Source organism: Acinetobacter sp. WU_MDCI_Abxe161, from assembly GCF_025514355.1.
Taxonomy (GTDB): domain Bacteria; phylum Pseudomonadota; class Gammaproteobacteria; order Pseudomonadales; family Moraxellaceae; genus Acinetobacter; species Acinetobacter pittii_E.
Genome location: NZ_JAHPTU010000012.1, coordinates 44037 through 64023 on the forward strand (window position 1 = coordinate 44037; position 19987 = coordinate 64023).

General features: G+C 38.9%; 22 protein-coding genes and 1 pseudogene. 12 read left to right on the top strand and 11 right to left on the bottom strand.

Going from position 1 to position 19987, the window contains the following annotated elements:
• Positions 1-54 precede the first annotated feature (54 nt).
• Together KTI78_RS13505 and KTI78_RS13510 are read right to left on the bottom strand one after the other, a co-directional pair.
• A complete protein-coding gene (locus KTI78_RS13505) occupies positions 55-183 on the bottom strand; it encodes a hypothetical protein (RefSeq protein ID WP_262446390.1) in 129 nt (42 codons plus the stop codon).
• Positions 184-422: 239 nt separating this feature from the next.
• Positions 423-1493, bottom strand: coding sequence for an XRE family transcriptional regulator (locus KTI78_RS13510; protein WP_262446391.1), 1071 nt, complete (start codon positions 1491-1493; stop codon positions 423-425).
• Between the two features lie 311 nt (positions 1494-1804).
• On the opposite strand from KTI78_RS13510, the gene KTI78_RS13515 reads away from it, so the two are divergent.
• Positions 1805-2788, top strand: a complete 984-nt coding sequence (locus KTI78_RS13515) for an Abi family protein (protein ID WP_262446392.1) — start codon at positions 1805-1807, stop codon at positions 2786-2788.
• 10 nt (positions 2789-2798) lie between these two features.
• Here KTI78_RS13515 and KTI78_RS13520 read toward each other — a convergent pair whose 3' ends face one another.
• From KTI78_RS13520 to KTI78_RS13530, 3 genes are all read right to left on the bottom strand, one after another.
• Complete coding sequence (locus tag KTI78_RS13520; RefSeq protein WP_262446393.1) at positions 2799-3503, bottom strand: metallophosphoesterase; 705 nt, start codon at positions 3501-3503, stop codon at positions 2799-2801.
• Positions 3504-3563: 60 nt separating this feature from the next.
• Positions 3564-3845: a hypothetical protein gene (locus tag KTI78_RS13525; protein ID WP_262446394.1), complete on the bottom strand. Its 282-nt coding sequence runs from the start codon at positions 3843-3845 to the stop codon at positions 3564-3566.
• A gap of 171 nt (positions 3846-4016) precedes the next feature.
• Positions 4017-4499 (bottom strand): hypothetical protein, encoded by a 483-nt coding sequence (locus tag KTI78_RS13530; protein ID WP_262446395.1) that lies wholly within the window; start codon positions 4497-4499, stop codon positions 4017-4019.
• A 69-nt stretch (positions 4500-4568) separates the two neighbouring features.
• On the opposite strand from KTI78_RS13530, the gene KTI78_RS13535 reads away from it, so the two are divergent.
• Positions 4569-4817: a helix-turn-helix domain-containing protein gene (locus KTI78_RS13535; RefSeq protein ID WP_262446396.1), complete on the top strand. Its 249-nt coding sequence runs from the start codon at positions 4569-4571 to the stop codon at positions 4815-4817.
• Positions 4818-4947: 130 nt separating this feature from the next.
• Here KTI78_RS13535 and KTI78_RS13540 read toward each other — a convergent pair.
• A pseudogene (locus KTI78_RS13540) lies at positions 4948-5787 on the bottom strand (YifB family Mg chelatase-like AAA ATPase); the annotation flags it as partial.
• A 65-nt stretch (positions 5788-5852) separates the two neighbouring features.
• The gene (locus KTI78_RS13545) at positions 5853-6080 is read right to left on the bottom strand and encodes an accessory factor UbiK family protein (RefSeq protein WP_239968116.1); all 228 of its coding nucleotides are present in this window, start codon (positions 6078-6080) and stop codon (positions 5853-5855) included.
• Positions 6081-6358: 278 nt separating this feature from the next.
• Here KTI78_RS13545 and glnK point away from each other — a divergent pair, with 278 nt between their 5' ends.
• From glnK to KTI78_RS13575, 6 genes are all read left to right on the top strand, one after another.
• A complete protein-coding gene (gene glnK, locus KTI78_RS13550) occupies positions 6359-6697 on the top strand; it encodes a P-II family nitrogen regulator (RefSeq protein WP_000780326.1) in 339 nt (112 codons plus the stop codon).
• A 56-nt stretch (positions 6698-6753) separates the two neighbouring features.
• On the top strand, positions 6754-8148 hold the full coding sequence (locus tag KTI78_RS13555) for an ammonium transporter (RefSeq protein WP_239968117.1): 1395 nt from the start codon (positions 6754-6756) through the stop codon (positions 8146-8148).
• Between the two features lie 164 nt (positions 8149-8312).
• Entirely contained in the window at positions 8313-8771 is a 459-nt protein-coding gene (gene nrdR, locus KTI78_RS13560; RefSeq protein WP_004795187.1) for a transcriptional regulator NrdR, read from the top strand.
• 15 nt (positions 8772-8786) lie between these two features.
• Positions 8787-9872: a bifunctional diaminohydroxyphosphoribosylaminopyrimidine deaminase/5-amino-6-(5-phosphoribosylamino)uracil reductase RibD gene (ribD, locus tag KTI78_RS13565; protein ID WP_262446397.1), complete on the top strand. Its 1086-nt coding sequence runs from the start codon at positions 8787-8789 to the stop codon at positions 9870-9872.
• Positions 9869-11161 (top strand): DNA adenine methylase, encoded by a 1293-nt coding sequence (locus KTI78_RS13570; RefSeq protein ID WP_002121221.1) that lies wholly within the window; start codon positions 9869-9871, stop codon positions 11159-11161. The genes ribD and KTI78_RS13570 overlap by 4 nt, the downstream gene beginning before the upstream one ends.
• Before the next feature lie 43 nt (positions 11162-11204).
• Entirely contained in the window at positions 11205-11864 is a 660-nt protein-coding gene (locus KTI78_RS13575) for a riboflavin synthase (RefSeq protein ID WP_002121149.1), read from the top strand.
• 58 nt (positions 11865-11922) lie between these two features.
• Here the strand turns inward: KTI78_RS13575 and KTI78_RS13580 are convergent, their stop codons facing one another.
• The 4 genes from KTI78_RS13580 to KTI78_RS13595 all read right to left on the bottom strand — a co-directional run bounded on the left by KTI78_RS13580 (position 11923) and on the right by KTI78_RS13595 (position 14799).
• Positions 11923-12141: a hypothetical protein gene (locus tag KTI78_RS13580; RefSeq protein WP_016142459.1), complete on the bottom strand. Its 219-nt coding sequence runs from the start codon at positions 12139-12141 to the stop codon at positions 11923-11925.
• Between the two features lie 132 nt (positions 12142-12273).
• Positions 12274-12912 carry a hypothetical protein gene (locus KTI78_RS13585; protein WP_262446398.1) on the bottom strand — a complete coding sequence of 213 codons (639 nt, stop codon included), beginning with the start codon at positions 12910-12912 and terminating at the stop codon, positions 12274-12276.
• Between the two features lie 38 nt (positions 12913-12950).
• Positions 12951-13358, bottom strand: coding sequence for a DNA polymerase III subunit chi (locus tag KTI78_RS13590; RefSeq protein ID WP_239968122.1), 408 nt, complete (start codon positions 13356-13358; stop codon positions 12951-12953).
• Complete coding sequence (locus KTI78_RS13595) at positions 13351-14799, bottom strand: leucyl aminopeptidase (protein ID WP_262446399.1); 1449 nt, start codon at positions 14797-14799, stop codon at positions 13351-13353. The genes KTI78_RS13590 and KTI78_RS13595 overlap by 8 nt, the downstream gene beginning before the upstream one ends.
• 143 nt (positions 14800-14942) lie before the next feature.
• On the opposite strand from KTI78_RS13595, the gene lptF reads away from it, so the two are divergent.
• The 4 genes from lptF (at position 14943) to KTI78_RS13615 (ending at position 19987) form a co-directional block, all read left to right on the top strand.
• Positions 14943-16043: an LPS export ABC transporter permease LptF gene (gene lptF / locus KTI78_RS13600; RefSeq protein WP_002121169.1), complete on the top strand. Its 1101-nt coding sequence runs from the start codon at positions 14943-14945 to the stop codon at positions 16041-16043.
• Entirely contained in the window at positions 16043-17113 is a 1071-nt protein-coding gene (lptG, locus tag KTI78_RS13605; protein ID WP_016142455.1) for an LPS export ABC transporter permease LptG, read from the top strand. Before lptF ends, lptG begins: the two co-directional genes overlap by 1 nt.
• A 126-nt stretch (positions 17114-17239) precedes the next feature.
• The gene (gene gpmI, locus KTI78_RS13610; protein WP_017400161.1) at positions 17240-18787 is read left to right on the top strand and encodes a 2,3-bisphosphoglycerate-independent phosphoglycerate mutase; all 1548 of its coding nucleotides are present in this window, start codon (positions 17240-17242) and stop codon (positions 18785-18787) included.
• Between the two features lie 15 nt (positions 18788-18802).
• Positions 18803-19987 (top strand): S41 family peptidase, encoded by a 1185-nt coding sequence (locus KTI78_RS13615; protein ID WP_262446400.1) that lies wholly within the window; start codon positions 18803-18805, stop codon positions 19985-19987.

Consider the following 19987-nt stretch of genomic DNA (forward strand, 5'->3'; position numbering starts at 1 on the left):
GGGTAGAGAACAATTACTTAAAATTTTAAAAGCCATTAGTTCAGTTAATTCAATCTAAGACTTTGACTTTTTTGAACGTTTCGGAAACTTATATAAACCACCTTTGGGGTGATAAATACGTTTGCCGTTTCTGGTAATGAATCGTGTATACACATATTCAATGCCATCGTCGTTTATAGACATAGGTCTATTCCTCACATAGGGCATAGTAATGTGAGTACGACTTAGGAGTAGACAGGGTTGTCCGTTGCGGAGGAGAGAGCTTTTACGTTAGAATCGAGACACCACATCACGAGGACTAACGTGAAAGACATCTATCCGTAATTATGGATAGCCAAGTCTTTTGTCCTGAAATCGCAGGGGCATATGCCCAAATCTGCCTTTCTCACGTTTACTAGCCGACCTTCGGGTCGGCTAAAATATTAGGAAGCCATAGAAAATCTCTCCATCTCTTCAAGATCAGCTTTATAAAGCTGAGTGAAATCTTCCGGATATAAGTTAAAGAAGGATGATAAATCTGGAATGACTTTTGATTTATCACCTTGGCAAAAATCCATCATTAATTTGGCAAAGCGTTGAGGGTGTTCTCTTTCTAAGGAATAAGGTTCAGTTTTGCGGTAACCATACATACTCATTTGGCGCCATAACGTTGCTGACTGTCTGTCACTTATGTCCCCAATATGTTTTGACTTCACAATTAGAGCAGCCATGGAAACTTTCCAGAACAACTTATGCGTCGCATAAGTCTTAAGATTAGTTGTTTGTAACTGGCCTTGCACAGCCTCAGTGGGAATTAAAAACTCTGCAGCAAATTCATTCGCTTCTTCTTCCATGTCTATTGATGGTGCATATTTATGAAGAATTAAATGTCCTAACTCATGTGCTAAGGTAAAGCGAATTCGGTCATTAGGTTGGTTTGCATTGAGGAAAATACATGGAGGGCTATTTTGAGTTTGTAAAGATACCCCATCAATATGATCTTCTTCAAAATTACAATAGAAAATAAAAACTCCAGCTTTTTCAATGAGTCCAGTTAAATCTTCAATAGGGTTTAGCCCCAAATTCCATTCCTTACGAAGCTTTAATGCAGCTTCAGAGGCAGAACTAACATTTATATGTATTTGATAGCTTGGTAATGATAAAGAGGTTTCTAACTGACAAAACAAATCAAGCTTATCTAGATTTGAAGTTTTAATTGTCATCTCAGCATTGATTTGATTTAGGATTTTAGCTGTAGTTGAAGCTTTTTTTCGGTATGCATGTAAACTAATTGGGGACACTTTAAAGTGGTCATCTTGGTGAAAGAACCTTTCTGGGAAATTAAGGGTCTTTGCAATATTAAACTTTGTTTCATCTGAAGGCTTAATGTCACCTTTCTCAATTTTAGATAAGGCAGCTTGAGTAATATTTCCCATTTTTTGGACAAGCTCAGTTTGGCTCATTCCTCTCAGGTCTCGAGCAATTCTTAACATGTCTGGATTAAATGTAGTCATATATCCTCCCTGAAACAAAAAAATCTTTTTGATTCATGGCTTAAGATAGTTAAAAAAATATGATCTGTCAAATATCATAAAAATTATAACCAATTTTAAAATTACTTCTACATATAGTGCTATGTTACCTTATTTTTTATTAATAGTGCTATATATTGTATTTTTTATGAAATATTTTTTCTTCTGTATGAAAAAGAGCTTGAATTAAATAACCTTTACAATTGAAAATTAATTTAGTATTCTAAATTTAGATACCGCTAAGCCTCTACAAGTATGCACACTAAGCGGTTTTTTTTTGGGGAAAATTTAGATTGCTTACTCCTTATACAAAACAACATCTCTCAACTGATCAACAAGTTGCTAAATTAAAACATTATGGTCTTATTGTTCATAATGAAAATTATGCTAAAAAATGCTTAATTCAATATAACTATTACAGACTTAGTGCCTATTGGCATATTTTTCGTTTACCAGACCCTTTAAATTCGCGTAAAAAGTTAAGTGTTTTTAAGCCTGATTGTACTTTTGAAAAAGTAATTCAATTATATGAGTTTGATAAAAATTTGCGGAATCTAATTTTTAAAGCTATTACAGAAATTGAAACTTTCCTTCGAACTCAAATTGCTTATCATTTGCCGTCAATAGCGAATAATGCATTTGCAGTCTACGATATTTCACTTTTCCAGAATAAGAAGTTCTGTAGACATGTAGATCTTATTAAAAGTATAGATGCTGATGTAGAGCGTGGTAGCAAAGAAGATTTCATTGAACATTATAAAAATACATATTCGGCAACATTGACTGTCAATCGTCAACCGCAGCTTCCATTATGGATGTTAACTGAAATATTAAGTTTCGGCACCTTAAGAAAGATTTATGCTGGTCTAAAACCCCTGCATAAAAAACAGATAGTGTCGTGTTTCAATATAAAAATTAGTACAACTCATAATCCATTGAATATATATCATGCTGTGGATTTTAAAGATCTTGATAGTTATTTATTCTTAATAAATAAATATCGAAATATTTGTGCCCATCATGGACGTTTATGGAATAGAAGAGTGGCAAATGTACTGAAAGCTAATGCAGCAAATAATTTAAATATTGCGGGCCATACACATGGTGGATTATATGCAATTCTTATAGTGATTGCTCGTTTAATGGAACCTACTGGTCATGCTAAAGAATGGAAGGATTCTATTTATACTTTAGTAAAGAATAACTTCCCTCTAGATGACATTTGTAAATATACAACATTACCTAATAATTGGTATGAACATACGATATGGAAATAAGGATCACAATTTAAAGTTTTTTTATGGTTAAGTGTCCTCCAAAAACAGCCCCTGTATCAATGAAAAAACAATTTTGATACTGGACTGGTTCTTTAACTACGGTATGACCGAAATAGATTTCATCAACCCCTGTTACAGTTCTATACTCAGAGTTGTATTTACTAAATCTAACTCGTCCTCGATGCCATAAAGCAACTTGTATGGCTGACTGCTCACCTGCCATGAAATAATCGTCGTTAAGAACTTTTTGCTTGAACTCTTTCCAATCATTAATATTTATATCTGCATGAACAAAACCATAAATCTTATGGTTATGATGAATTTCAAGAATTATGGGTAAATTTCGGCATTGTTCAACAATGCTTTGCTGTTGATGAGCAGGTAAATCGTATAGCCAGGCCCCACCATGATGGGTGTGCATGTCCTTCATTTCTTTATCAATTGTTGCTTCAATACACATCTGTTCATGATTCCCTCGGATTGCCTTAAACCATGGTTCATTAATAAGGTTTAGACATTCAATATTCTCATTGCCACGATCAACTAAGTCTCCAACAGATACTAATAAATCCTGCTGAAAATTGAATTTTATTTCTTTCAATTTATTCATAAGTAGGGTGTAACAACCATGAAGATCACCTACTACATAAAGGCGACCTTGGATAGGCTTGGAATAGTGTTCTATTAAATTATGTCCTAAATCAATTTTTTTCATAATTTTAATTCACTAGTTAAAAATAATGAGTTTACAAAATCAGGGATCATATGAATGATATCAATTTTGATTGCTAATGTAACTTAAGCCAAGATTATCTAATTGGTTAAAGTCAAAATTTTCGTCAAATAAGTGATTTAATTTTTTCTGATTTCTTAAATAAGAAAGTGTTCCTAAAAAGCAGGATTTACATAGGTGAACTTCATATTTATCTTCTTTATCATAGACATTCGAACTCCAATCTGCTTTCAGTACGCTATAATTAGATTGAGTTAGTTGATCACAGATATCGCATCTTATACATCCAATTGCTTCTATTGGTAGATTATTATTTTTGCTCAAATTTAATGCTCCAATATATTGATAATAAAGATATCTTTAGTTGACTAATTCCCATTTTGACACTTAAGAAGAGAACTGAATATTCTCTTGGTAAGTTTATATTTATTTAAACTTTTATTTCATATAAAAGATTTCCGGGATATGAATCTAGCAAATGGCATTACATATAGTTTAAAAAGTTTGTATTAACTCCTCTAATACATTTACTTTAGATTGAAGGGAAAATTGATAATCTTTCTTTTTTTGAATCAATAGTTCAATTTGAAATCTAATACTCGGAAACTCATCAAAACACTCGTTAAGACATTCAATTTCGAGCTCATTTTGCTGTAGTTCTTTATTAAGTTGATGAGTCTTTTCACAAATAGATTCATAAGGTTCTTGTAACTCTATGGGTAAACAAATCTTTTTTATTTGATATACATGGTATTTAGAAGTGTATTTTCGAGGAATACTTATAGTATCCACAATAAAGTACTCCTTTACTAAATGTTGAATAAAAAAGCTATGAACTACTTCAAAGTTTTCATCATTATTTAAATAGCTATTATGCCCTACAAATAAAGACCATATTTCTGTGAACGCCAATTTATGAAAAGAATTTTTCATAAGGAAACGTAAAAACAATCTTTGCAGAATTTGTCTTTTCGTCATGTCTACCATCAATTAACACTTAATATCCTGTTTTGGGATATTTTTTAAAATAGTACACCATCTTTGGTTATGAGCTCAATACATGACCCTAGATATATTGGTCTAATACAATGTTTAATATCTTTACGTGAGGAAAAAAATATAACTCAGGTACAAGTAGCTTCATTTCTAAAAAAACATCAGTCTTATGTTGCTAAAGTAGAAAATTTAGATCGTAGATTGGATGTAATTGAATTACATGATTGGCTAAAAGCTCTTGATATACAACTTTCAGAATTTATTAAAATTTCTAAATTAGAAAAAAATAATTTTAGTTAATAAGTCCTCATTCGCCTTCAAATTTAATATAGATCTCTCAAAATTAAGCTTTAAAGTTCAGGGAAATAGTATTACGGAGTAATTTGTCGCATAGTTGTTTGTAATGTCGCATAGTTGTTTGTAAATCACATCCGCCCCCAACAAGTGCAATCGCTGATGCTGTATGATGGGGCGCTCGAAATGGCCGTTGGCCAAACGTATGCGGTGTATTGGAAATAGAATAAATACTCGCAACTTCAAGTGTTTCTTGATTAGAAAGAGGTGGCAAAATCGAAGGGAGCCTTGAAGCGAGTAAAGTCTTACCTGTGCCTGGTGGTCCTTTAAAGAGCAACGAGTGTCCTCCTGCGGCGGCTATTTCTAGTGCACGACGTGGGCGTAACTGACCTTTTACATCTGCCAGATCAAATTTATAAGGCATTTGGTTTGAGGCAGTTGCAGGTTCAACCGAAGATAGAGATTTCGTGCCCAGAAAATGTTCACAAACTTCTTTTAAGTGACTCACTGGATAACATTCAAGATTCGGTAAATGGTTAATATCCTGACTATTATCGAGGGGTAAAAGCATTTTGTGCTTGGCCTGTTGGCATGCCATGGCCAAAGTTAACGTGCCTGACACTGGTCTTACGTGACCATCCAGCGCTAATTCACCAATTAATTCAAAATCTTCGGCACAGTTCTCTGGGAGCTGACCAGACGCAATTAAAATGCCTACGGCAATTGGTAAATCTAGACGTGAACCATCTTTGGGCAAATCTGCTGGCGCAAGATTAATGGTCAGTCGTTTAGTCGGAAATTGGAATCCACTATTAATAATGGCTGAGCGAACGCGGTCTTTACTTTCTCTTACTGCCGCCTCTGCTAGCCCGACAATGGTAAGAGAAGGTAAGCCTTGACTCACATGTACCTCAACCTCAATGAGAGGTGCATGTAAACCCAAAAGTCCCCGTGTATAAATTTTAGAAAAAGACATCTTATTGTTCCATTATGGTGCTTCATTTTTAATCGTTGTAAAGTATAAGTGCGCTACGGTGGTGCTTATTTTTTATTCTTTAAGGCTTCTTCTAATAGACTGACTTGTTTTTGTAGCTCTTCTAAACGTTGATTAGCCGATTGAAGTGCAGTCTTTTGACGGTCAATCTCTTGTTTAGAAACAAGGTCTAACTTTTCGACCGCTTCATTTAATAATGCACGTAAATTTTTTTCCAAATCTTTTTTAGGCTCATCAATTTGTTCCAAAATGGCCTGTAGTAATGTTTCTAACATAAAATATCCAAAGCTTTGTATTACCTTATAGTTTACAGTTTATCACTGCTTGAAGTCGGGATATAGGTTTCAATTCTTTTAGTGCAAATAGAACATTAAAACAGCACTCAACAATACTGAAAATTCATTTTATTTTTAATAGCTCATCTACATCTTGATCACTAAATAGGTTATAAAGAAAGTTCATGCAATAGATTCATTTCCCTCAACCTTTGAAATATTGGCATGAAAATTGAACATAAAACCTTACTGGTGAAAAGAAGCCGAAGGAAACAAACATGAAGCTTGTAACTGCAATTGTAAAACCGTTTAAATTAGATGATGTGCGTGAAGCGCTCTCTGACATTGGTGTACAAGGGATTACCGTAACTGAAGTTAAAGGTTTTGGTCGTCAAAAAGGACATACAGAACTCTACCGTGGTGCAGAGTATGTGGTTGATTTCTTACCTAAAGTAAAAATCGAGATTGCGATCAGTGATGAAATGGTTGACGCGGTAATTGAATCAATTACTCGTGTAGCGAGCACTGGAAAAATTGGCGATGGTAAGATTTTTGTGACTAACCTGGAACAAGTAATCCGTATCCGTACGGGTGAGACTGGACCGGATGCTGTCTAATTGGCACAAAGCTTGCTGAGTAGAAAATAACTCGCAAATGAGGTTGGGGGACACGAATGAAAAAAATACTTATGGCGCTCAGTCTATCAGGCGCTCTTTTGGGTGGTACTGCCTCTTGGGCAGAAGAAGCTGTAACAACGCCAACATCGGAAGTTGCGGCGGCATCAACATCACAAGCTACTGCAACCGCGGCAGAAGCACCAGTTGCTGAAACTCCGGCAGCTCCAGCACCGACACCCACTCTTGATACGGGTGACACCTCTTGGATTTTAGTTTCAACCGCATTAGTTTTATTAATGACCATTCCGGGATTAGCATTATTCTACGGTGGTATGGTACGTAAAAAAAATGTCTTAAGTACAATGATGTTCAGCCTTTCAGCTGCAATCTTAGTAAGTTTGCTGTGGGTGATTGCTGGGTATTCAATCGCGTTCTCTGGCACAGGGGCATTTTTTGGTGATTTGTCTAAAGCGATGCTCAACGGAGTGGCGTTTGATGCATTGAGTGGGACAATTCCCGAAAGTCTCTTTGTTATTTTCCAAATGACTTTTGCCATTATTACAGTTGCAATTCTTAGCGGTTCTATTGCAGACCGTATGAAGTATTCAGCTTTCATGGCATTTATTGCAATTTGGGTACTTGTTGTTTATGCACCAATTACTCACTGGGTTTGGGCAGCAGATGGCTGGTTATTCAAAGCAGGCGCATTAGATTTTGCTGGTGGTACGGTTGTACATATCAACTCAGGGGTTGCAGGTTTAGTTGCTGCTTATATGCTTGGCAAACGTATTGGCCTTGGCCGTGAATCTATGGCTCCTCATAACTTAACTTTAACTGTTATCGGTGCAAGTTTACTTTGGGTGGGTTGGTTTGGTTTCAACGGTGGTAGTGCGTTAGGCGCTGGTGCTCGTGCAAGTATGGCAATTTTAGTGACTCAAGTTGCTGCTGCCGCTGCTGCATTCTCTTGGTTAGTTGTTGAACGTATGATCCGTGGTAAAGCATCTGTATTAGGTGGTGCTTCTGGTGCGGTAGCCGGGTTGGTAGTGATTACCCCTGCTGCAGGTTTTGTCGGTGTAGGCGGTGCTTTAGTGATGGGCCTTATCGGTGGCGTAGTGTGCTTCTGGGGTATTACTGCACTTAAACGCTTACTTAAAGCCGACGATGCTTTGGATGCGTTTGGTTTACATGCTGTAGGTGGTATTGTCGGTGCGATTTTAACTGGCGTATTCTACAGTGACGAAATTATTAAAGCAGCTAACGTTACCTTAGCTCCAACATTCGCTGGCCAATTATGGGTACAAGTTGAAGGCGTATTGGCAACCATGGTTTACAGTGGTATCGCGACTTTCGTTATTCTTAAAGTGATTGATCTTGTGATTGGTATCCGTGTGAACGCTGATGATGAGCGCATGGGTCTGGATTTAAGCCAACATGGCGAACGTATTGAATAATCATCATTAATATATCTGCTGTCTTAAAAGAACAGTCTTGAGCTGTGATCAAAGCGATACTTTGATCTTGCTCAGGACTGTTTTTTTGTCTTATAGAATGCTGGTTCTGTAAGTGTAGAAATTTTGCTACACTAGGTCAAAGTAATCGACCCTATAAATCCGCTATGCATTGTCCATTTTGCAACGCCGCAGATAGTAAAGTCATCGATTCACGTTTAGCCGCCGAAGGCTGTCAGATTCGTCGACGTCGTGAGTGTGTAAGTTGCGGTGAACGTTTTACCACTTTTGAAAGCTATGAAGTGGTAATGCCCCGTGTGATCAAATCGAATGGAAAAAATGAACCTTTCGATGAGGCCAAATTACGTCGTTCGTTAATGCATGCTCTGCAAAAACGTCCGGTCACACAAGAGCAGATCGAAACAGTTTTAAGTGATATTCAGTTGCAGATTCGCCGTTTAGGTGAGCGTGACGTAAAATCTAGAACAATTGGTGAAATCGTCATGCAATCTCTATTTGCCCTTGACCATGTCGCTTATGTCCGATTTGCTTCTGTATATCAAGATTTTCAGGATGTTGAGGCGTTTCGTCGTCAAATTGAGCAAATGCAACAACGTGAACAATAACTATTTGAGATTTTTATGTCTGAGTTGAAACAAGATCAATATTGGATGCAGCAAGCCATTGAACTTGCCAAACGAGGTCTATATTCGACTAAGCCTAATCCAAATGTTGGTTGTGTCATTGTCAAAGATGATCAGTTAATTGGTGAAGGCTTCCATCCTAAAGCGGGTCAACCACACGCAGAGGTCTTTGCTTTACGTCAGGCAGCTGAACAAGCACAAGGTGCAACAGCCTATGTCACGCTTGAGCCATGTGCGCATTATGGAAGAACTCCTCCTTGTGCTGAAGCACTGGTTAAGGCTCAGGTTAAAAGGGTGGTTGTGGCATGTCCTGATCCAAATCCGCTCGTTGCGGGTAAGGGCGTTCAGATTTTGAAAAATGCCGGAATTGAAGTAGAAGTTGGCATTTGTGAAGATTTAGCAGAAAAATTAAATCAAGGTTTCTTAAAGGCAATGTCTACGGGCATGCCTTATGTACGCTTAAAAGTAGCTTCAAGTCTAGATGGACGTACGGCAATGGCATCTGGTGAATCGAAGTGGATTACGGGTTCTGCTGCCCGTCAAGATGTCCAGCATTGGCGTGCTATTTCAGGAGCGGTGATTACAGGTATTGAAACTGTGATTGCAGATGATTGTCAGCTTAATGTGCGTTCACTCGGTCATATTGATATTGAGACAGTTGCTCAACCAAAACGGGTTGTTTTAGATCGTCAGGGGCGTTTGCTACTTAATGCTAAAATTTTAGAAAACCCTGAAACTGTGATGGTCATGGGACCATATCGTGAAGAACTTGCCGATTTAGGCGTGATACAATTAGAAATTCAGCCTTTAAAAATGCTGTTACAGACCCTATCTAAGCAACATCAAATTTATGATGTATTGGTGGAAGCCGGTGCGACATTATCTACAGCCTTTTTACAAGAAGGTTTGGTAGATGAGTTGATCAGTTATATTGCTCCAACATTTTTGGGGAAAAGTGCAAGAGCCATGTTCAATGCAGAGTTTGAATATATGGCACAACAACTTCGTTTTACACTTCTTGATGTGACACAACTTGATCAAGATATACGCTTAAGGTTAATCCCTACGCAAGAGAAAGTATGAATTCAGAGCCTTCGGTTTATCACAAACGTCGTCATGCAGCCCGTACGACAGACGAATATCTTTTCCATCAGCTTGTGCCGTACTTGGGTAACAAGCGCCGATTGCTCCATCTAATTTTAGAAGCCCTTGAAATTACAGGGACGCTGAATAGTAAGAAAAAGAATCCACCGATTTTTGCCGATTTCTTTGCCGGCAGTGGCGTTGTATCTCGTTTAGCCCGTCAAAATGGTTACCGTGTGATTGCGAATGACTGGGAACCTTATAGCCATGCTTTAAATCATGCGATTTTAGCCTGTGTAGATGCGCCTGCTTTTAAAGAACTGGGCGGCTATCAAAAGGCAATCGATTATTTAAATCGCTTACCTGAAGTTAAAGGTTGGGTAACGCATAACCTTTGTCCACGTAACGATGATGTATACGATCCAACTCGTGACCGTTTATTCTTTAAACGTCGTAACGGTATGCGTATCGATGCAATTCGTCAGCAGATTGCAACATGGCAGGCACAAGGTGCAATTAATGATGTAGAGATGAGTGCTTTGCTTGCACCATTGCTCTATTCAGCCAGTTTTGTCAGTAATACGAGTGGCGTATTTAAAAGTTTCCATCAAGGGTGGGGCGGACGTACTCAAACTGCGTTAGAACGAATTGAGTCATTACTTTGGTTAACACCGAGCCGTTTTTGTGAGATTGGTGATCGTAAACGTCCGGCTGCTGAAATGTGGTGTGTAGATTCACAACATCTAGCAAATCAAATGAGTGGTTTTGAAGTCGATGTTGCTTATCTTGATCCACCCTATAACCAACATGCATATAGTAGTAATTATCACGTTTTAAATGCATTAACTTTATGGGATCAGGTCGATTTACCTTCACCGGATACCAAAGGTTATAAGAGTGGTATTGATAGAGCTTGGCGTAAAGAGCGTCCAAGTCCATATAACTCGTCTAAACATGCAAAAGATGCATATGAGAAATTACTTTCAACCATCAATGCGCGCTATATTCTGACCAGCTATTCAACTGATGGTAATATCGAGCCGAAAGATTTGCTTATGGCTAATCTAGAGCGGGGCAAAGTCACCTTGTTAACACAAGATGTTCCGCGTTATCGAGTGAGTAAACAACGACAGTCTGAACGTGCACGCGTGCTTGAGTTTATTGTGATTACTGATACTCATGCCAAGTCAGGACCACCATTACGTCAGTTATTAGGCCAGCTTTACCACTTCGCCGAGCTAGGTGGTGTAGATACCTCAGGTAATAGTACACAGCTCGCACTTTGGTAAGCGCTGCAACTTAAGCAGTGTAAAAAGATTTGGAGATTGAGCCATGTTTACAGGCATCATTGAAAGTTTAGGAAAAGTTGAAAGCCTGCAAAGTGTAGGTGGCGATGTACGTTTACGTATTCAGACTGATCTGGATATGTCAGATGTACATTTGGGTGACTCAATTGCAACCAACGGTATTTGTCTCACAGTGATTGAGTGGGGTGACAACTGGTACGCAGCTGATGTTTCTCGTGAAAGTTTAAACCGTACGACTTTGGGTAACTGGAAAGTTGGGCAACGTGTCAATGTTGAAAAGGCAATGTTACCGACAACGCGCTTTGGCGGGCATATTGTAAGTGGTCACGTTGATGGCGTAGGTGAAATTACTGTAGTACGTGAAGACGCTCGTTCCATTTATTATGAAGTGACAGCGCCGACAGAACTTGCTAAATATTTAGCGGAAAAAGGTTCTGTAACCGTTGACGGAATTAGCCTAACGATTAACCACTTACGTGGAAATATTTTAAGCTTGAATTTAATTCCACACACTGCGGAGCGTACTAATATTGGAACGTGGCAAGTAGGCAGTAAGGTCAACCTTGAAGTTGATGTTTTAGCACGTTATATCGAGCGTTTATTGCTGGGCGATAAAGCTGCTGAGCAAAAAACCGAGTCAAATATTAGTATGGCTTTTTTAGCTGAGAATGGCTTTTTAAAATAAAAGCTAGCTCATTAAAATAAAAACCGGACATATGTTCCGGTTTTTTATTTTTGAAACATTAATGCTTGGTTAGCGTGACCGAATCTGTACCCACCCAAGTTTTATGATGTTGGGTACGAGTAATCGTAAACTTACCTTTTTCAGACTCTCGTGTAAGTAAGATAGATAAAGAATTAAAGTCGTTATGACTCATATAAAATTCTTGTGCTGAAAATGTCCATTGTTCACCCTGATTAAGCTGATCAACTTGCTTTGAAATCTGATGCAGAATGTCCATTTCTTACCCTCATTAATTAGCTTAAAAACACTACTTTTTATTCATATAATCAATTGATCTATAAGAATAATATTTATGTCTATTTTGTGACATATAAGTGTCATTTTTATGACAGAGGAGGCTTTTAAAACTTCATTTTTCTATTTTTTCATCAGAAAACTTAGAATTTTTTAAAATGTATTCAATTTCTTCTTGAGCTGCTGAATTTAGCTTGGCTCGGAAAGCCGTTACAGACTGTTCAATTAAGCTCTCAGCTTCAAGTTCTAAACGAATGCGTAAACTTTCAAGCTCAGATAAGATTTGATCATCGGTAATACTAAGTTTTACGCCAGAAGAGTAATTGACTGCTGGCGTTTCAGGGTTTTTCTGATAACGAGCAGTTTGCTCTGCAACTTCTTGTTCTAACTGACTGCGGATGGCTTGAAGTGCTTCAGTCTGTTCACTAAATTTACGAACTTCATCGGCTTGCAATTCAGCCGCATAGGCCGCTTCTAACGCTCGTTTATCAGCAAGTGCTTTCTCTAAAGCAAGCTGACGACGAATACGTGCTTGCTCAATCAGCTCTGCCTTGAGGTCCGCGTAAGCTTTTTCAATTTTTTGCTGTGATTCTAGCTGTGCTTTTTCATCATTTAAAACCCAAAGCTGAATCGGAGTTTGAGGTTCTAATAAGTCGCATATACGTGCCAGATCTTGTTGATAGGCATGACGGACAGCTTCAGGCGCATTTAACCATCTTTTTTTAAAATCTTGCCCGACATTTAATGCCACCATGCTTCTCCTTTGTTTAACAGTATTTACATTTTAGCGCGTTATAATTTAAAGGTCCGCGGTTCTATACCCAAACGGCGATACATTTTAAATTTTTCTCGCCCAATTTGCTTGGCTGTTTCATTATTTTCAACAATTTCTATAATGTGGCTAAAATGCTCAACTTGTTCAAGTGCATGATTGTTAAAATTAAATACTAACCAGCCTTGTTCAAGTGGTTGTTTAGCCGAAATACATACAGCAGCCTCAGCTTGATCAACCCCATGTGTAATAAAGCTGACAGGGTCAAAATCCCATAATCTTTCATCAAGAGTCTGTTGTAGCTGCACATCTGGGCAATACCACCAGATTTTAGAATGCTTCTGTAAAATCTTTCGGCATAAACGGCAAGCACTATCGACTTGCCGTTCTTCACTGGTTTCAAACAGATAAAAACTAACTTTAGCCATTCGTATTTACACGATTCGCTAAAAATTGCATGAGTAATGGTACTGGACGCCCTGTTGCGCCCTTAGCTGGGCCAGATAACCATGCTGTTCCTGCTACATCTAAATGAGCCCAACGATACTCACGTGTAAAGCGTTCAAGGAAACATGCTGCCGTAATGGCACCGCCATATGGACCGCCAATATTTGCAATATCCGCAAATGGTGAATCAAGTAATTCTTGATAATCTTCAATGACTGGCATACGCCATACACGGTCAAATGATTGCTCACCCGCTTGTCGGAGTTCATCTGCTAAAGCATCATCTGGTGAGAACAAACCACTGAGCACTTTACCTAAAGCGACTACACATGCACCTGTTAAGGTTGCAATATCGACCACCACTGCTGGATTGAAGCGTTTGATATAGGTCAATGTGTCACACAGTACCAGACGGCCTTCCGCATCGGTATTTAAGATTTCAACAGTTTGACCGCTCATGGTTGTCACGATATCGCCCGGACGAGTTGCTTTGCCAGAAGGCATATTTTCTGCGGCTGCAATCGCTCCAACGACATGAATCGGAAGTTTTGCTTCGCATAGGGCACGAATAGTACCTAGTACAGAGGCTGCACCACACATATCGAACTTCATTTCATCCATGCCGAGGCCCGGTTTTAATGAAATGCCGCCTGTATCAAAAGTAACGCCTTTACCAACAAGTACAACAGGAGCTTGGTCGATTCCAGCTTGGTATTCGAGAGTTACAATACGGCCCGGACGTTCAGAACCTTTGCTGACTGCAAGAAAAGCATACATGCCTAAATCAGCCATTTGTTGCTCATTTAAGACAGTTACTTTGAGTAAATCAGGGAATTCTGCAGCTAAAGCTAACGCTTGTTCTGCCAAATATTCAGGGAAACAAATGTTACCTGGACGGTTTCCAAGGTCACGTGCATAAGACTGACCAGACTGTACTGCATGCACTAAAGCCAGTTGCTTTTCATCAAGGCTAGTCGTTGAACTAATTAAATCAACCTGTTGTAACACAAATTCATTTTTTTTCGATTTAAACTCATCATAACCATAAGCTGCTTGAGTTAAGCTTAAAGCGAATAAATAATGGTATTCGACAGGTAACGCAGCAATATCAATTGCGATATGCTTAAATTTATTTTGTGTCGATTTGATAATAGTTTGAGCAAGTTTAGCGAGCTTAACTGCCTGAAGTTCAGCTGTTTTTCCTAAGCCAAGTAATTGGCTATGAGGTTGATTTGAAACCTGGCCAAATAAAGGCAGAGTTTCGTTGAAGTTGCCTTTAAATTGGGTGGCAGTAAGAACGCTTTCTAGGTTATTGATTTGATATGTGTTGATATTGCTTTGTAGCTGTTCTGAATCAACTAAAACCCACAAAGATTCATTAGATGTCTGTTCGGGAAAAGTTGTATAAGTTGTAAATTTCATGGCTGCCGTGATTGCCTATAGAAAGTTATGATGGATTAAAACATTGAAACACTTTCAAGCATAGCGTTGCAATGTGCGGTTTTATATTTTTAACATTCGGGTAAACTAGCACTCGTCCCGATTAGCCTTTTGGAAGTATTACTTTGATTATTCGGCGTTATCTCGTCAAGCAAGTTGTCTCTACCTCATTGGTGGTCATTTCCTTATTGACCTTAATCATGATGGGTGGTCGTCTGATCAAATACTTTGGTGTGGCGGCGCAGGGGCGTTTAGATGCCAGTATCTTGTTTAGCATCATTGGATATCGATTACCTGAGTTTCTTACACTCATTTTACCACTAGGTTTTTTCATTGGTTTAATGTTGGTGTTTGGTCGTTTATATGTTGACCATGAAATGGCTGTATTAAATGGTAGTGGTGTAAGTCGTCATCAATTAGCGCGCTTACTCATTCCAATGACACTTGTTTATATGGTGTTTCAGTCTGTGCTTATGCTCTGGATGACGCCGTGGGGACTACGTGAATTTGAAAAGCTAACAACCACACAAGCTGTTCGGACAGGTTTCGATTTGGTTCGACCAAGAGAATTTATTTCTTCTGGGCCATATACGATCTATGCAGGTTCATTGTCAGAAGATCGAAAGAATTTGAAGGACATTTTCTTTTATCAGCGCGCTGCTAAAGAAGATAAGCCAGATGTCATGATTTTGGCAAAAGAAGCGACTCGTGTAGAAGTTGCAAATGACACTGCCAATGTCGTCGATCTGGTACAAGGTCGTCGCTATGAAATATTCCCGGGACAACCAAAATATACACAAGCAGAGTTTCAGTCTTATCGTCTACGTTTAGAAAATGACAAAGATGTTAAGTTTGAGAGTGGCGATGTAGAAGCCCTATCAACAACAAAACTGTTTTCAAAAACGAATGATCCAGTCATTAGAAGTGAGTTGGGATGGCGTTTATTTGGGCCATTTACCATTGTTATTGCGTTAATGTTATCAGTGGCATTGTCTGAGGTGAGTCCACGACAAGGCCGTTATTACCGTCTTATTCCGGCGATTTTTATTTTTTCCAGTCTGATCGTATTAATGATTGCAATCAAGACTCGTATCAGTAAAGAAGAACTCGATATTTGGGCTTATCCTGCCGTATTAGTTGTTTATGGCGTTGCAGCTGCCTTATTCTCACGTAAGCAGAAGTTGGGACCAAAAATCAAGAAACAGATCAAGCGAGTGAAATTATAATGTTAGCACGTCGAATAGTCGCCAAATATGTGACGAAAACCACTGCGCTTGCGATGTTTGGCACCACAGTTGTTTTGTCCATTCTACAAGTCTTATTTACATATCTTGGCGAGTTGGGTGAGCTCAAACCAGGCTATAACGCATGGCAAGCTCTCGTCTATGTCTTGTGGGGCGCTCCTCGTTATCTATATGAAATTTTACCTATTTCTGCCTTGATTGGTGCCGTGATTGGTCTGGGTTCATTGGCAACGAGTAGTGAACTCATCGTCATGCGTTCAGTGGGCATTAGTTTGTGGCGTATTGTCGGTTGGGTGATGCGCTCAGCTTTACTGCTTATTATTTTGTCATTTGCTTTGAGTGAATGGGTTATTCCTTATACCAATGAAAAAGCACAAAGTGTTAAAAGCCATCGCTCTGTAGCTGCATTAGGTGAAGTTAAAGGTTATTGGTCACGTGAAGGGCAGCGATTTATCTATATCGACTATGCTAACTCTCAGGGTAATTTAAGAGATATTCAAGTGGTCGACTTTGACCAGAACTATTACTTGCAATCATTAATTAATGCTCAGCAAGGACAGTTTATTAAAAATGGTCAATGGGCTTTGAAAAAAGCTGAACAAATGGACATTTTGGCGGCAGGAAATGCCATCAAAACTGATCATGAAGAGCAATCGCTTTCGTTAGCATTACAGCCTAAATATGTGCACATGGTGACTTTAGATCCTGAAGATTTATCACCAAGCCAACTGATTAGTTTTATGCGTTATATGGATGAATATAGTCAGGTACCAAAGACTTATCAATTGGCTTTCTGGCAAAAAGTTGCTTCGCCATTTTCACTCATCGCATTAGTACTCGTAGCGTGTTCTTTTATTTTTGGACCATTACGCCAACAATCGATGGGTTTCCGTTTGGTGATCGCATTATTTATTGGTTTGAGTTTCTATTATTTACAGGACTTCTTGGGCTATGCGAGCTTGGTTTATTCTCCATCTCCAGCATGGTTTGTACTTGTACCTATCTTATTAATGTTTGGTGCCGGAAGTTATTTGCTTTACCGCGCTCGCTAGTAATAATTGAGATTTATGGTTTTCATCAATGACGGATATTGGTGAAAGCCATAGGAATAAATAGAGTCTTGACCGAAAATTCGGTAAGATATTGTGACGAAATTCTAGACAAAAGAGAAATTGATTATGACGGATGCAACTGCTGGCAAGATCCCTCACGTTCTGGTCATTATGGATGGTGTTGGACACCGTGAAGCGATTGAAGATAATGCTTTTCTTGCAGCAAAAACACCAAATTTGGCGGCAATGAAAGCCAAGCATCCGAATAGTCTAATTTCTGGTTCAGGTGAAGATGTTGGATTACCTGATGGTCAAATGGGGAACTCTGAAGTTGGCCACATGAATCTTGGTGCTGGCCGTGTGTTATATCAAGACTTTACCCGCATTACTAAAGATATCCGTACTGGCGACTTCTTTAAACATGAAGTGTTGATCGATGCTGTTGAAAAAGCCAAAGCTGCTGGTGGTGCTGTCCATATTATGGGACTACTTTCAGAAGGTGGCGTCCATTCCCATGAAGATCATATTGTGGCGATGTGTGAACTTGCATTAAAACGCGGTGCAAAAGTTTACTTACACGCTTTTCTAGATGGTCGTGATACACCTCCACGCAGTGCTCAACCATCTTTAGAAAAATTAGATGCGTTATTTGCTCAATATCCAGGCCAAGGCCGTATTGCAACCATGATTGGTCGCTACTTTGCAATGGACCGTGACAACCGTTGGGATCGCGTTGAGCAAGCTTATCGCTTATTAACCGAAGGTGAAGCACTTCGTACTGCACAAACCGCAGTTGAAGGGTTAGAGCTAGCTTATGCAGCCAATGAAAATGATGAGTTTGTAAAAGCGACTCGTATTGGTGATATCGCTAAAGTTCAAGACGGTGATAGCGTTGTATTTATGAATTTCCGTGCTGACCGAGCTCGTGAAATTACTCGCGCATTTGTAGAAAAAGACTTTGCTGGTTTTGAACGTAAAGTTGTACCAAACCTTTCTAAATTTGTGATGTTAACGCGTTATCAGGCAAGCATTGATGCACCAGTTGCATACATGCCAGAAGCCCTCAAAAATTCATTGGGTGAGTATTTATCTTCTTTAGGTAAAACCCAGTTACGTATTGCCGAAACTGAAAAGTATGCGCATGTAACATTCTTCTTTAGTGGTGGCCGTGAAGATGAATATCCAGGTGAAAAACGGATTTTAATTCCATCTCCAAACGTTGCGACATATGACCTTAAGCCTGAAATGAGTGCTTACGAAGTCACTGATGAGTTGGTTAAAGCGATTAATTCGGGTGAATACGACTTATTGGTTGTGAACTATGCAAATGGTGACATGGTCGGTCATACAGGTGTGTTCGACGCTGCGGTTAAAGCAGTTGAAGCGGTAGATACTTGTTTAGGTCGTGTCTATGAAGCAGTTATGGCGAAAAAAGGCCATATGCTCATTACTGCTGACCATGGTAACGTTGAACAAATGCAAGATTACGAAAGTGGGCAAGTGCATACTCAACATACAACCGAGCTTGTGCCGTTTATCTATGTTGGCCCAACACAAGCAACAATTGCAGAAGGTGGTGTGCTTGCAGACGTAGCACCAACAATTCTCAATTTAATGCAGATTCCTGTTCCTGCTGAAATGCAAGGGCGTAATCTGATTACACTATCTGCATAAGTTATAGGTGATTGGATGCTGCAACACATTAAATATAAAAAACTTATTTTAAGTATGTTGCTGTGTTGCAGCCAATTTGCTTTTGCAGCGCCAGTTGTAAAAGAAAAATTGTCACCTTTACACTCTGATTCGGAAGAGCCAGAGCATAGCTATGCAGAGGTGCCGATTGAGTCGATTCAACAGTTTGTACAAATCTATGGAATTGTTCGAGATAACTATGTTGATGTGAAGTCCGATGACGCCTTATTTCAGCAAGCCATAAAAGGGTTGGTGAGTGGGTTAGATCGTTATTCGCGTTATTTGTCGGCAGAAGAATATCGTCAATTGATTCAATACACTGAAGGTGATCTTGCGTCAGTTGATTTTGCATTAAGCCCTGAATCTCATGTTCGTAAATGGATAATTCGTGATCTTAAAACAGGTTCAGACTCCTATAAATTAGGGTTGAGAAATGGTCAGACGATTCTCAAGATTGATAACCAAGATTTAAAAAATTTAAACCAAGATCAGGTGCTCGGTCTACTTTATGGCTCTATTGGAAGTACACTTCAAGTACAAGCAGAAGAGTTAAATGGAAACATTAACTTAGTCCGTAATAAAAAAATAGAAACCGATATAGAACCTGTAATGTTACATAATCAGGTACTCGTACTCAAAATTAGAGTATTCCAGCAAGACACTGCTAATGAAATTAAAAGATTAATTGAAGAAAATAACTCCCCACGTTTAAAGGCTGTTTTAATCGATTTGCGAAACAATCCGGGTGGGTTGTTATCGGCAGCAGTTGAGTCGGCAGATTTATTTTTAAATAACGGAATTATTGTTTCAACCAAAAGTCGTTCGGAAGGTAACCAGCAATTTCAGGCACTACCTGGCAATGAATTTCAGAATATAAAACTAGGTATATTAATTAATCACCGCTCTGCATCGGCAGCAGAAGTTTTTACTGCGGCCATGAAAGAACACCAGCGTGCTTGGGTGATGGGTGAAAAAAGTTATGGAAAAGGTGTAGTGCAAAAGCTATTTCCTTTGCCAAGTGGAGCAGCTCTACAGATGACTGTCTCACACTACTACACGCCCAATGGCAATATGATTGAAGGGCAGGGTATTCAGCCTAACCAGACCTATCCATTGCCCGCAGAAATGAAAGAAGACGTATATTTAGAGCGCGTTGCAGATTTATTCTTAAAGAGGAAGTAA